At 58.9% G+C, this 14,069-nt stretch carries 11 protein-coding genes; 1 reads left to right on the top strand and 10 read right to left on the bottom strand.

From position 1 onward, the window contains the following. Window positions 1–75: 75 nt before the first annotated feature. The 10 genes from ACIPZF_RS08350 to ACIPZF_RS08395 all read right to left on the bottom strand — a co-directional run bounded on the left by ACIPZF_RS08350 (window position 76) and on the right by ACIPZF_RS08395 (window position 12,276). Entirely contained in the window at window positions 76–1,206 is a 1,131-nt protein-coding gene (locus ACIPZF_RS08350) for a hypothetical protein (RefSeq protein WP_400797564.1), read from the bottom strand. Window positions 1,207–1,314: 108 nt separating this feature from the next. Further along, the gene (alaC, locus tag ACIPZF_RS08355; RefSeq protein ID WP_400797567.1) at window positions 1,315–2,523 is read right to left on the bottom strand and encodes an alanine transaminase; all 1,209 of its coding nucleotides are present in this window, start codon (window positions 2,521–2,523) and stop codon (window positions 1,315–1,317) included. Between the two features lie 339 nt (window positions 2,524–2,862). Further along, window positions 2,863–3,750 carry a heme o synthase gene (gene cyoE / locus ACIPZF_RS08360; protein WP_400797569.1) on the bottom strand — a complete coding sequence of 296 codons (888 nt, stop codon included), beginning with the start codon at window positions 3,748–3,750 and terminating at the stop codon, window positions 2,863–2,865. 11 nt (window positions 3,751–3,761) lie between these two features. Beyond that, the gene (gene cyoD / locus ACIPZF_RS08365; RefSeq protein WP_400797572.1) at window positions 3,762–4,094 is read right to left on the bottom strand and encodes a cytochrome o ubiquinol oxidase subunit IV; all 333 of its coding nucleotides are present in this window, start codon (window positions 4,092–4,094) and stop codon (window positions 3,762–3,764) included. Further along, window positions 4,094–4,717: a cytochrome o ubiquinol oxidase subunit III gene (cyoC, locus tag ACIPZF_RS08370; RefSeq protein WP_008093824.1), complete on the bottom strand. Its 624-nt coding sequence runs from the start codon at window positions 4,715–4,717 to the stop codon at window positions 4,094–4,096. The genes cyoD and cyoC overlap by 1 nt, the downstream gene beginning before the upstream one ends. A 3-nt stretch (window positions 4,718–4,720) precedes the next feature. After that, on the bottom strand, window positions 4,721–6,739 hold the full coding sequence (gene cyoB, locus ACIPZF_RS08375) for a cytochrome o ubiquinol oxidase subunit I (protein ID WP_400797575.1): 2,019 nt from the start codon (window positions 6,737–6,739) through the stop codon (window positions 4,721–4,723). 3 nt (window positions 6,740–6,742) lie between these two features. Further along, window positions 6,743–7,687 carry a ubiquinol oxidase subunit II gene (gene cyoA, locus ACIPZF_RS08380; RefSeq protein WP_400797578.1) on the bottom strand — a complete coding sequence of 315 codons (945 nt, stop codon included), beginning with the start codon at window positions 7,685–7,687 and terminating at the stop codon, window positions 6,743–6,745. 558 nt (window positions 7,688–8,245) lie between these two features. Then, a complete protein-coding gene (locus ACIPZF_RS08385) occupies window positions 8,246–8,752 on the bottom strand; it encodes a disulfide bond formation protein B (protein WP_400797581.1) in 507 nt (168 codons plus the stop codon). Window positions 8,753–9,070: 318 nt separating this feature from the next. After that, window positions 9,071–10,249, bottom strand: a complete 1,179-nt coding sequence (gene hmpA, locus ACIPZF_RS08390; RefSeq protein WP_400797583.1) for an NO-inducible flavohemoprotein — start codon at window positions 10,247–10,249, stop codon at window positions 9,071–9,073. 167 nt (window positions 10,250–10,416) lie between these two features. Beyond that, entirely contained in the window at window positions 10,417–12,276 is a 1,860-nt protein-coding gene (locus tag ACIPZF_RS08395) for a hypothetical protein (protein ID WP_400797586.1), read from the bottom strand. 172 nt (window positions 12,277–12,448) lie between these two features. On the opposite strand from ACIPZF_RS08395, the gene norR reads away from it, so the two are divergent. After that, window positions 12,449–13,999, top strand: coding sequence for a nitric oxide reductase transcriptional regulator NorR (gene norR, locus ACIPZF_RS08400; RefSeq protein ID WP_400797589.1), 1,551 nt, complete (start codon window positions 12,449–12,451; stop codon window positions 13,997–13,999). Window positions 14,000–14,069: the final 70 nt, after the last annotated feature.

Raw genomic sequence — 14,069 nt, forward strand, 5'->3', positions numbered from 1 at the left:
CTAAGCCGAGCCGCCTGAGAAGAGGGGCCAAGCAAAAAAGTTCGCCGCTGATCTGCCCGAGTTTGCCAGGCCTGTTTAGCGATGTCGGCGCGACAGGTTCAGGACCAGCGGCAGGCGGTGATCCAGCATATGACTAAACTCGATCCTCTTCATACCATAATGCATCAAGCGCTCGCTGCTACTACCTTCCCTGATCAAGGTATAGGACTTTTTACGCATGCCGCGATACTTGTGGTCATCGGCCTTGATCGCCTCCATGTAAACAGCCAACGCCCTGTCGCTGAGGTTCAGCGTTTTGGCAAGTTTCGTCCCCCAATGAGTGAGAAATACCTCGGCCGAATGGCGGACGACCAAGCCAGGTTCGACCAGCGTCCTGTTTCCCTCTACCCCATAGAGCGTTGCATTGCCTACCAAGGTGGCGTGCCGCCCTGACATTGGATAAAGGTATACCTCAGTGTTGGGCGCCGTGACTGGTATTACAGCGGCGAAACCGTAGGAACGTTCGTCACGTGCAAAAAACCCCACATAATTTTTCACGTTGCCTGCCAGCTTCACCCGCTTTTTCTGAACATTGAGAACGCCAGGGACCGGGTCGACCGCGAAGATGTTGACCGCAATGTCCCTGAGCTGTTCGTCTTCGGCCATGGCATTGGCCAGCATATGGCAACTAATGCCGCCCCGGCTCCAGCCCACCAGATTGACCGAAGTTAACGGTCGCGTTGCGCGGAACTGCTTGATCATCTGCTGCTGAAGAGCCTGCGGCGTCACCTTGCGCCTGCCGTAATCGTCGGAACGCAAGCGTCTGGCTGTCGCATCAGGAATGGGTACCCCTGCTGCTTTCAGCCTGTTGTACTCGCTCTTGTCAAGCTTCTCCCTTTGCCAGATGGCTTGGCCTTTGATGACCTGCAGCGCATGGGCAACATTCTCATCCCAGCCACGCCCCAACAATTTGCCGGTGGTATGGTGATGACGGCCGGGCCGGACGAACAACTGGTCGGCCTGAAGGTTGCCGCTAGCTGGGCCGTCGACTGCGATCCAGTCGACGAACTCACGCCCCTGATCGTTGCCAGCCAGTGTGGAGATCAACTCGCCGTTCCAATATCTGGGGTTGAACTGATCGAAGCGGTTAGAGCCGGTACCGCAAAAATAGATGGTGAAACACTCATCTGCGCTACTCCTCATGGAAGTGATGCGCAAGTTAGCCATTGAGCCTTCATGCCAGGCATGCGGAAATAGACCCCCTGAAAATGGGCCACTGCCATTCCATAAAAAAAGCCGCAGGCACTGCCTACGGCTTGCTTGGCTAGATCTCGTTTACGTGCGGGCCAAGCCGTCGGTTCGGAACATCTGGCGAATGCCGCGAATGGCCTGACGAATGCGGTCCTGGTTCTCGATCAGCGCGAAACGCACATGGTCGTCGCCGTAGTCACCAAAACCGATGCCCGGCGAGACGCAGACCTTGGCTTCAGCCAACAACTTCTTGGCAAACTCCAACGAGCCCAGGTGCGCGTACTGCTCTGGGATTTTTGCCCACACATACATCGAAGCCTTCGGGTTTTCGACCATCCAGCCCAACTCATGCAGCCCTTTGACCAGCAGGTTGCGGCGCTGGCGATACTGCTCGGCGATGTCGCGTACGCACTGCTGGTCGCCTTCCAGCGCAGCGATGGCCGCCACCTGCAGCGGGGTGAAGGTGCCGTAGTCGTGGTAGCTCTTGATCCGCGCCAGGGCACTCACCAGCTCAGGGTTGCCAACCATGAAGCCGATCCGCCAACCGGCCATGTTGTAGCTCTTGGACAAGGTGAAGAATTCCACCGCGATGTCCTTGGCGCCCGGCACCTGCATGATCGACGGCGCCTTCCAGCCGTCGTAGACGATATCGGCGTAGGCCAGGTCGTGCACCACCAGCACGTCGTACTGCTTGGCCAGGGCCACAACGCGCTCGAAGAAGTCCAGCTCTACGCACTGGGCGGTAGGGTTGGACGGGAAGCCGAGGATCATCATCTTCGGCTTGGGTATCGATTCGCGGATCGCCCGTTCGAGTTCGTTGAAGAAGTCCACACCCGGCACCAGCGGCACTGAACGCACCTGGGCCCCGGCGATGACCGCGCCGTAGATGTGAATCGGGTAGCTCGGGTTGGGCACCAGCACGGTGTCGCCATGGTCGAGTGTGCCGAGCATCAGGTGCGCCAGGCCCTCTTTGGAGCCGATGGTGACGATGGCTTCGCTTTCCGGGTCGATGTCGACCTCGTAGCGGTCCTTGTACCAATTGGAGATGGCGCGACGCAGGCGCGGGATGCCGCGTGAGGTCGAGTAGCCATGGGTGTCTTCACGCTGGGCGACCTGCACCAGCTTCTCGACGATGTGCGGCGGTGTGGCACCGTCGGGGTTGCCCATGCTCAGGTCGATGATGTCCTCGCCACGGCGGCGGGCAGCCATCTTGAGTTCGGCGGTGATGTTGAACACATACGGGGGGAGACGATCGATGCGCGCGAAGCGGCGCGGCGAACCTTGGTTGGCCATGGTTTCCTCTACAAGACGTAAGCGCCCGGAACCGTCCGAGCGACGCTGGCCGCTGCGGCGGCCTGATTCAGAAGATAGTGCCGATATGCTGTCGATGTAAAGGATAATTTCCTGAATAGCTATAACTTTTCAGGCTTATTGTTTGAATCCAATAGATTTTCATTTGCAATGCCGGCCTCTTCGCGGGGCAAGCCCGCTCCCACAGGTGTTAATACAGCCCTGAAATTAGTGCGGTCCCTGTGGGAGCGGGCTTGCCCCGCGAAGAGGCCGGCACTGACTAACGCCCATAAAAAAACCCTGGCACCAAGGCCAGGGTTTTGGGTATTGCGAGCGACTGTATCAGCGCGCGTAGGTCATCAGCACGTCCGCAGCCGTCTGGCTGTCCACCGACATCATCACGCTCAGCGCAGTGACGGTGAGAATGGAGAAGCCGAACACCTTGCGGGCCCACTTGCTGTCGTCCTCGGCCTTGTAGCCACCCCAGGCCATGTACAGCCAATACAGGCCCATGGCTGCTGCCACGGCCATGTAGCCGAGGCCGGCGTAACCGCCGAGGGTGAGCATCAACGTGGCGAGCACGAAGGCCAGCACGTACAGCACGATCTGCTTCTTCGCCGCGAGGATCCCGCGCGCCACCGGCAGGACCGGAATGTTGGCAGCGCTGTAATCCTTGAAGCGGAAGATCGCGATGGCAAAGCTGTGCGGCATCTGCCACAGGCTGAACATCACCAGCAGGGTCACTGCGGCCAGGTCGAAGCTGTTGCTCACGGCGCAGTAGCCGATCACCGGAGGCATGGCACCGGAAAGGCTGCCAACCAAAGTGCCGTGCACCGATTTGCGCTTCAGCCAGAGGCTGTAGAAACCGACGTAGACGATGAACCCGATGAGTGCGCAGAACGCCGACAGCGGGTTGGCCTGGACATACAGCAAGCTGAAGCCGGCCACCCCGAGCAGGGTGGCGTAGACCAGCGCGAGGGTCAGCGACATGCCGCCCTGGACCATGACGCGGTTCTTGGTGCGTTCCATCTTGATGTCGATGTCGCGGTCGATGCAGTTGTTGAACACGCAACCGGACGCCACCACCAGGGAAGTACCCACCACCACCGCCAGGAACAGGGCGAAGTCCACATGGCCCTTCGCGGCAAGGAAGAATCCGCCTGCCACGGAAAGCACGTTACCGAAAATGATCCCCGGTTTGGTGATTTGGATAAAGTGCTTTACGGACATGCAGTCTTACCTCACTTGGCCATCATTTCGAAGTGGATGCTGAACATGATCCACAGCGACAGGCCGACCAGCAGTGCAATTACCAGTACGGTAAACAGGAACGTCGACACGTTGGAACGCTGCTCTTTCGAGCGGTCCATGTGCAGGAAGTACACCAGGTGTACCACCACCTGGATGACGGCCATCGCCACCACGATCAGAACGGTCAGGTTCTTCGGGAAGCTAGGGAACATCACCAGGCCGAACGGGATCGCGGTCAGGATGATCGACAGTACGAAGCCGATCATGTACGACTTGACGCTACCGTGGTTACCTTCGTGATGAGTGTCGTGTGCGTTAGCCATTACAGAACCCCCAGCAGGTAGACGACGGTGAATACGCAGATCCAGACCACGTCGAGGAAGTGCCAGAACAGGCTCAGGCAGCTCATGCGGGTCTTGGCGGTCGGCGTGATGCCGTGCTTGTTGATCTGGTACATCATGATTGCCATCCAGATCAGGCCGGCGGTCACGTGCAGACCGTGGGTACCTACCAGGGCGAAGAAGCCCGACAGGAAGCCACTGCGCTGCGGGCCGAAGCCCTCGGCGATCAGGTGATGGAACTCATAGATTTCCATCGCGATGAAGCCAGCACCGAACAGGAAGGTCACAGCCAACCAGCCCAGTACACCTGCTTTCTTGCCGTCGAACATCTTCAGCATGGCGAAGCCGAAGGTGATCGAGGACAGCAGCAGGAACGCGGTTTCAACCAGCACGAAGTCGAGCTGGAAGATGTCGTGACCCGACGGGCCGCCGGCAAAACTGCCGGACAGCACCGCGTAGGTGGCGAAGAGCGACGCAAACAGGATGCAGTCGGTCATCAGGTACAGCCAGAAACCGAGTACGGTCATCTGGCCCGAGTCGTGGTGGTGGTCGTCATGCCCATGGTCGTGACCATGAGCAGCACCGTGCATTACTTGACTGGACATTGATTACACCCGCTCAAACGATTCGACACGTGCGCCGGCAGGCAGAGCACCTGCTTTGGCCAGCGCTTTCATGCGCTCGCCTTCGATGCGCGCCACTTCTTCGGCCGGAACCATGTAGCCCTGGTCGTCACGCGCAGCGTGGCGAACGAAGACTGCGATGGTCGCAACCAGGCTCGCGCCCACCAGCCACCAGATGTGCCAGATGAAAGCGAAGCCGAAGACGGTCAGGAACAGGCCCATGAACAAGCCGGTAGCGGTGTTGCTCGGCATGTGGATGGCTTCGTACTTGGCTGGAGCCTTGTACGCAACGCCTGCTTCCTTGGCTTCGTGCCAGCAGTCCAGGCCAACTTTCTCAGGCATGTGAGCGAAGTTGTAGAACGGAGGTGGCGACGAAGTCGACCATTCCAGGGTACGACCGCCCCATGGGTCGCCGGTCACGTCCAGGTTCTGGTTGCGGTCGCGGACCGAAACGTAGATCTGGATCAGCTGGCAAGCGATACCGAACAGGATCAGCACGGCGCCGACCACGGCAACGTACAGGTAGGGTTCCCACAGTGGGTTGTCGGAGTGGTTCAGACGACGGGTCATGCCCATGAAGCCCAGGGCGTACAGCGGCATGAACGCAACGTAGAAGCCCGAGATCCAGAACCAGAAGGCAGCTTTGCCCCACTTCTCGTTCAGGGTGAAACCGAAGGCTTTCGGGAACCAGAAGGCGAAGCCGGCAATGTAGCCGAACACCGCACCACCGATGATCACGTTGTGGAAGTGAGCGATTACGAACAGGCTGTTGTGCAGAACGAAGTCAGCACCTGGAACAGCCAGCAGAACGCCGGTCATGCCACCGATGGAGAAGGTGATCATGAAGCCCAGGGTCCACATCATCGGTGCGGTGAAGCGCACACGGCCCTGGTACATGGTGAACAGCCAGTTGAACAGCTTCACACCGGTCGGAATGGAGATCAGCATCGTCGCCAGGCCGAAGAAGGTGTTGACGCTGGCGCCGGCACCCATGGTGAAGAAGTGGTGCAGCCAGACCGCGAAGCCCAGGATGGCGATGGCGCCCGATGCGTAGATCATCGAGTGGTGGCCAAACAGACGCTTGCCGGAGAAGGTCGAAGTCACTTCCGAGAACACGCCGAAGGCCGGCAGGATCAGGATGTAAACCTCAGGGTGACCCCACGCCCAGAACAGGTTGACGTACATCATCGGGTTCCCACCAAGCTCGTTGGTGAAAATGTGGAAGTCCAGATAACGGTCAACAGTCAGCAGTGCGAGTGCGGCGGTCAGGATCGGGAAGGAAGCGACGATCAGCACGTTGGCCCAGGTGCAGGTCCAGGTGAAGATCGGCATGTCCATCAGTTTCATGCCAGGTGCGCGCATCTTCATCACGGTGACGAGGAAGTTCACACCGGTCAGCGTCGTACCCAATCCGGATAGCTGTAGCGCCCAGATGTAGTAGTCAACGCCCACCCCAGGGCTGTACTGAATGCCCGCGAGCGGCGGATAGGCAACCCAACCGGTCTTGGCGAATTCGCCGACGCCCAGCGAGATGTTGACCAGCAGCACGCCTGCCAGCAGCAGGTAGAAGCTCAGGGAGTTGAGGAACGGGAAGGCAACGTCACGTGCACCGATCTGCAGAGGAACCGCCAGGTTCATCAGGCCAGTGAAGAACGGCATCGCCATGAAGATGATCATGATCACACCGTGAGCGGTGAAGATCTGGTCATAGTGTTCAGGCGGCAAGTAGCCTTCGGAGCCACCGGTAGCGGCAGCCAGCTGGGTACGCATCATGATGGCGTCGGCGAAGCCGCGCAGCAGCATGATCATCGCGACGATGATGTACATCACGCCGATCTTTTTGTGGTCGACCGTAGTCAGCCACTCGGTCCACAAGTAGGTCCACTTGCGGAAATAGGTGATAAGACCGACGACAGCGATACCACCGAGCGCGATCATGGCAAGCGTCACCATGACTATCGGCTCGTGATAGGGTATCGCCTCCAGGCTTAATTTACCGAACATCTCTTACTCCTCTGCACCGGCAGCTGGTTGCATACTCGATTCCACACCCTTGGTTGTGGCCAGATCTTTGCTGCCTGCTTCTTCGTGGCTCGGACGACCGCGATTCATGCCTTCGTACTTGTCGACAATGATCTGGAACTGGTCAGGCGAGGCCTCGCTGTACAGCGCGACTGGGTTGTTTTCGCTTGGTTTGGCCAAGGCGTCGTAGGTTGCCTTGTCCAGTTTCAATGGCGACTGCTTGACCTCGGCGACCCACTTGTCGAAGTCTTCCTGAGAGGTCGCATTGGCCTTGAACTTCATGCCGGTGAAGCCAGCACCGCTGTAGTTGGCGCTGATACCGTCAAACTGGCCGTTTTCGTTGGCGATCAGGTGCAGCTTGGTGGTCATGCCCGCCATCGCGTAGATCTGGCCGCCCAGGCCCGGGATGAAGAACGAGTTCATCACGGCGTCGGAGGTGACGCGGAAGTTGACCGGGGTGTTAGCCGGGAAGTTGATCTGGTTGACCGTCGCGATGCCTTGCTCCGGGTAGATGAACAGCCACTTCCAGTCCAGCGCGACCACGTCGATCTGGATCGGCTTGACGTCGGAATCCAGCGGACGGTATGGGTCCAGCTTGTGGGTCGACTTGTAGGTGACGTAGCCCAGGGCGATGATGATCAGGATCGGGATGATCCACACCGCGGCCTCGATCTTGGTCGAGTGCGACCAGTCGGGGGTGTAGGTGGCAGCCTTGTTGGAAGCACGGTACTTCCAGGCGAACGCCACGGTCATGATGATGACCGGGATCACCACCAGCAGCATCAGGCCGGTAGCGATGAGGATGAGGTTCTTTTGCTCAATGCCGACCTGACCTTTCGGGTCGAGCAGGGTCCAGTTGCACCCACTGAGTAAAAGCATGCCTAAAAAGGGCAATATGCCAAACAGTCTGGGGTAACGCTTTTTACTCATCTCACGACCTCTAGATCAGCTTGCTTCAATGCAATTTGTGTTTTGGTAGCCAACACTTCGTCCTGCCAAGTGAGGCAATTGGCGCCCGAATACGCTCCTGCCTGGGGCCCGACTGCAGGACCTTGGCTCAAGCGTGTTAGCGGTGCTTATGGTTTCGTAGGCAACAGGCCTGTACTTCAGACCAAGTCCATTTGGTGCGGGAAAACGCGGAGGGGTATCCGCCCGGTATCGCCGTAGGGCGAAACTTGACGAAGTCAGCAAAAGAAAGCGCTGAGGCTTCCTTCAATCCTGCGACTCGCAAGCAGTGCCGAACGGAAATTGGGGGCGATTGTAGTGAGGTCGCCAACCCTTGACTATGACTTATTGAGCAACAGTCTTTTACAGAATGCGTAACAATAGGTGGCGATAAATCAACTTCGCGACAGTTTGTCGCACCCCGCTTGATAGCCCTCAAAGCCGCGTCACGCAAGGCGTTGTGGTTGATCTGAGTCAAGCGGAAGGCGACTTTTCCCTTCTCTCTGTGGGTGCAAAAGACCACAGCAAATTCGGGACTTATGTCTAAGGTCGGCGCCGGTTGCGGTAGATACCCAGCGGAACCAGGATGGCGGTCAGCACGAACGCCACTAATGCCCATTGCGCAAGCGACAAGCCGAGAATCGGCGGGTACGGCGTGCTGCAGAAACCATCGACCTGGAAGGCCAGCGGCCAGAGCTTGGCCAGCGGCAGGTCGTCGACGATCGGCTGCAGGGTGTCGATGCCGCAACTGACCATGGGGTTGGCGAGTATATACACATGGTTGCCGGCCGCAACGATTCCACCTATCGCACTGAGCACCACCAGCCCTTCGAACAGGGTCAGGCTGCGCCGCCCGGGCATGGCAGCCGCGAGGAAGGCGAAGATGGCGATAAACAGCAAGGCATAGCGCTGCAGAATGCACAGCGGGCATGGCGCCTCACCGAGCACTACCTGCATATATAAGGCACCGCCGATCAGGGCGAGGCAGATCACCCCCAGCAGTACCAGAAAGCGCCGTTCCCGATTCAGGCGCAAGGTTTGTTCGTTCATTGCCGATTCCTTCGATGGATAGGGGGCAGCGTGGTTGGCTTGCCTGGCGCAAGTCTACACGCAGGGTGGGCCGTCAGCGTGTCGAGGAAGCGGCGAGACAGCACGGCGCTGGGCTATCCGGAGTGGGCTTCAGACAGGCCGCAGTGACGTGGGTTCAACGTCGGCCGGTAAAAAAGAGGCTGCCCGGGTGCCGCGCAGGGGCGAGCCCCTCGACACCCGAGAGTGAAGGATACAGTGATTAAAGGGCGATTAAAGGTGAAAGGTGCCGAGGCACCTTTCACTTTTCCTTCTATAAAGGTAGGAAGACCAAGTCATGGGTTATTCCAGCGCTGCCGCCGGCCCGAAGAACTCGTACCGGCTCTGCTGCTCCGGAACCCCCAGCCCTTTCAGGTGGCGCTTGATCACCGCCATGAAGCCCTTGGGCCCAAGGAAGTACGCATCCACATCACGCACACCCGGCATCCACTCACCCAGCAAGTCCTGGCTTAACAGCCCCACCGCATCGGCAGTGAGCGAACCATCCTCCTCGGCATAGCAGTAGAACCGCTTGAGCTGCGGATGACGCTCGGCCAGCCCATCCACCCAGTCACGGAAGGCATGCACCGCGCCATTGCGTGCACAGTGGATGAAGTGCACCGGCCGCTGAGTCTCAAGGGCCGCCTCGAGCATTGCCAGCGTTGGGGTGATGCCGACACCACCACTGATCAAAACCAGCGGCTTGTCGCCAGCGGCCAGGGTGAAGTCGCCAGAAGGCGGGAACAGTTGCAGCGTCTCGCCAACCACGAACGCGTCATGCAGGTAGCTGGAGACCTTGCCACCCTCCTCGCGCTTGACGCTGATGCGGTATTCCTTGCCATCGCACAACGCAGACAAGGAATAGTTGCGCCGGTGCTCGGCACCGTCGATGAACAGTTGCAGGCCTATGTACTGGCCGGGTTCGGCCTTGAGCACTGGCTTGCCGTCGACCGGCGCAAAGTAGAAGGAAACGATTTCGCTGCTTTCACGCTCGCGACGCACCAGGCGAAATTCACGGGTACCGCGCCAGCCGCCCGCCGCCTCTTCCTTCTGTTTATAAAGGCCTTCCTCGGCGCCGATGAGGATATCGGCCAGCTGCCCGTAGGCCGCGCCCCAGGCTGAAATCACTTCAGGAGTAGCGATTTCCTTGCCTAGCACTTCTTCGATGGCACGCAGCAGGCAACTGCCAACGATCGGGTAATGCTCCGGCAGGATCTGCAGGGCGACATGCTTGTTGATGATCTGGCCAACCAAGCCACCGAGCTGCTCCAACTGATCGATGTGCCGGGCATACATCAGCACGCCATTGGCCAGTGCGCGCGGCTGATCACCGCTGGCCTGGTGGGTCTGGTTGAACAGCGGCCGGACCTCTGGATACTCGCTGAGCATCAACCTGTAGAAATGCGTGGTCAGCGTTTCGCCGCCGGTTTCCAGCAACGGGACGGTGGCTTTGATGATTGCACGTTGTTCGGCATTGAGCATTGCAACGACTCCTGAGCCTGAGGCTTCGAATGGTTGCTCCTTGATCTTCAATCTTCATGCCAAACAGAAAACTCAAATAAAACAGCTACCTACGGCTAGAAAAGTCAAAATGACACAGACCCATATCGTGTCATTTTGACTTATATTAGTCATTACGACCCAATCATTCAGCCGAGAGCGGCCTGCCGCGGGGTGGAATAGATTGCCTGCACGTCGAACTCATCGAAGGGCAAAATTTGAGCATTGCTCAAGATGAACGAGAGCGGATGGCCGCTGAAGACAACGGTCCAAGTGACAGAAGGTGGCGTTTCGCTGCCCTCGATGCCAAACCTGAACGTGACAAGGTCGCCCTGGTTCAGCGTTGCATCTTGAGGTACGACAAATTCCGCAAAGTTAGTATCGGTCGGCAGGTATACCCCGGTGCCACTACCCTGTAGTTGTGCGCAGGTCAGCGCCGGGAAATCCGGCACATTGCGATCCACGACAATGTAGGTCGGGTCGTTCATCGATGTGCGGGGAGGAAGTTTTAGACCGGTGTTGGTCACCGTGTAACCCATGGAAAGCGTGCCATTCCGAAGTGCACGCAGCAGAAGGGCAGTGACGGGTACAACCAGTTCGGTTAGCTCGCCACCCACAGTGCCATCGACAAAAGAAACCAATGGCAAGCCGTTGCCAGGCCGCCCGGTCAAAGTCACGCGAACATGATCGCCTGCCATCTGCCCTGGATAAAGCGGAATACGCACTTGGAAGAATCCTGTGGTCACATCCCCGAGGTCGACGCTCATCTTTTCGGCATTAGCTTCGACGAGGACCGGTGGACGCAACGTGTTAAAAGCGCTAACGACACGGACGCGCCGCGTACGTGAGGTTCTGGTCGCACTGTTAGTAGCTGCTGGCGTGGACGTGTAATACAGACGAGCCGCTCCACTTGCCGCGAAAGCGAAATACACCCGGGGCACATCGATGTACAAGTTAGCGATCGTGTTGACTGTCTTGACCTCGGACACGTAGGGTACTTCGACGCCATCGGAAGTAGTGGCGACCATAAACAGTTGAATCTTGTCACCTTTCAGGAATTTCGCTGGATCATAGAGCGTACTGACTCTGACGGTCTGCCCATTGTGCGAATCCAGATCAAACTCATAATCCGGCTCTTCGGTATCCTGGACTTCAGGCTCGGGCAGGGCATCCGGGTTGATCGCAACGTCGACAAACGCAGGAAGCGAAGGCCATGAGTAGTTCTGAACCCGATCACGAACTTCGTACTGCACCGGAAGATCGAGGGCGTCACCCCCTGCAATTAGCACATAGTTGGGTACATCGATTACGAATGGCTTGCCAATATCGCCTGCCTGAAGGCGGGGCTCATGCCGATAGAGCACACCGTTCCAAATCACCGTGACCTGGTCACCCTCCTGCTGATTCTTCCAAGGCTCGATGGTCAGTGTCGCGGTGGGGGGCTGCGTGTGGACGATGACCACCACAGGGGCGACCAAGTGTGAATTGATCGGCTCGTTCGTATCTTCGATCAACCCTCCCGGCACTGCCAGGTCGATCAGCACCTCGCGATAGGGCGACCAACGGATGTGTTGGCTATCGAGATCCTCCAGCGAATAGTAGAAGTAGACAGGATAGCCAGGTCTATCGGAAATATCCTCTGGCAGGTTCAGCGCGCTTCTGTTAGTCGCAAAACTCAGGACCCTCTTGTCGATAACTTCCTGGGTGAGTTCGTAATCATCTATCGCAGCTTCTGCCGGATCCATGGTTGGCGGCTGCGACTCCGGCCTGGTGGTGGTGTAGAACAAACTGACAAGATTACCCTTGCGAATCACCTCTGGAAGGCTAGCCACCATCGGCACGTGTCGTTGAAAGTCGCCGAGTTCGTTCCACCCAAGACCCTCGCTTTCGCGGCCGACTGAATCCATGTCAGCAATGAACAGCGGATACAAGCCGTCGGCTTGAGGCAAATTGCCACGCCCAGAATAGAATTTTTTTAAAATTTCGTAGATTGTCTGATCCGCGCTCATAAGTTGGCTTCTTCTGTGGAAGGTAATGACCCACACTGCACCTGCATGTGGCATCTACGCCTGAAGCGCAGCACAATTCTCGAACCTCAGGCCGTGCCTTAACACTATCCAAGACTCACAACCCCGTAACCTGGCATTTTTACTAGGTCCACCCCTACACCCTGGATGCCCAATGCTCGCCAAACCGCTGCTCACCGCCTTGCTGCCCCTGGTCAGCGACCTGTCACGCGACCTGCCCGATCAGGAACGCTACCGCCGCCTGTTGCAGGCCATGCGTGGGCTGCTACCTTGCGACGCCGCCGCGCTGCTGCGCCTGGACGGCGAATGGCTGGTGCCGCTGGCGGTCGACGGGTTGTCGCCAGACACGCTGGGCCGGCGCTTCAAGGTCAGCGAGCACCCGCGCTTCCAGATCCTGCTCAGCCGCGCCGAGCCCACACGCTTTCCAAGCGACTCCAAATTGCCCGACCCTTACGACGGTCTGGTCAACGCCCACGACATCGATCTTGAAGTGCACGACTGCATGGGCTGTCCGCTGATGGTCGATGAACGGCCGTGGGGTCTGGTAACCCTGGACTCCTTGACTCCAGGCCAGTTCCAGAGCTTGGAGTTGGATGCCCTGCAAGCCTTCGCTAGCCTGGCCGCCGCCACCGTGACCGTGGCCGAGCGTATTGAACACCTAGCCCTGCGCGCCGAGGATGAGCACCAACGCGCCGAGGTTTATCGCCAGGCCAGTGACCAGAACAAGGAGCTGATCGGCCAGAGCCCGGTCCACAAGCGTCTGATGGAAGAAATCCGCTTGGTAGGCGGCAGTGAACTTACGGTATTGATCACCGGTGAAACAGGTGTCGGCAAAGAGCTGGTTGCCCAAGCCCTGCACCGGGCCAGCAACCGTGCCGACAAGCCGTTGATCAGCCTCAATTGCGCCGCGCTGCCCGACACCCTGGTGGAAAGTGAGCTGTTCGGTCACGTGCGCGGAGCCTTCACCGGCGCCCATGGCGAACGGCGCGGCAAGTTCGAGCTGGCCAACGGCGGTACGCTGTTTCTCGATGAGGTGGGCGAACTGCCGCTGACCGTGCAAGCCAAGCTGCTGCGGGTTTTGCAAAGCGGGCAACTGCAACGTTTGGGTTCGGACCGTGAACACCGGGTCGACGTGCGCCTGATCGCTGCCACCAACCGCGACCTGGCCGCCGAAGTGCGCAACGGCAACTACCGCGCCGACTTCTACCACCGCCTCAGCGTGTACCCGCTGCATGTCCCGCCACTGCGCGAACGTGGGCGAGACGTGTGGCTATTGGCCGGTTACTTCCTCGAACAGAACCGATCACGCCTGGGCCTGAACAGCCTGCGTCTGAGCAGCCAAGCGCAGGCGGCGCTGCTGGCCTACGACTGGCCGGGCAACGTGCGTGAACTGGAACACCTGATCGGCCGCTCGGCCCTCAAAGCCATGGGCCAGCACCCGGACCGCCCACGCATCCTCACCCTGGAGGCCAATGATCTGGACCTGCGCGCCGTGACGCCCGTAGCACAGGAGCCCGTCCCAGCCCCACTGGAAGACCCATCATTGCCCGAAGGTGGCTTGCGCGAAGCTGTCGACATCTACCAGCGCCAGGTGATCGATGCCTGCCTGCAGCGCCACCAGGACAACTGGGCCGCCGCCGCCCGCGAACTGGGCCTGGACCGCGCCAACCTCAGCCGCCTGGCACGCCGCTTAGGCCTGCGCTAGAGCCTTCCCTACCAAAGGATTAACCCAGAAAGCCTCTGGTTGCTTCCCGTTGGACTGCTATATCTCCCTT

The sequence above is a fragment of the Pseudomonas sp. NPDC089752 genome, assembly GCF_044748725.1.
Lineage (GTDB): Bacteria > Pseudomonadota > Gammaproteobacteria > Pseudomonadales > Pseudomonadaceae > Aquipseudomonas.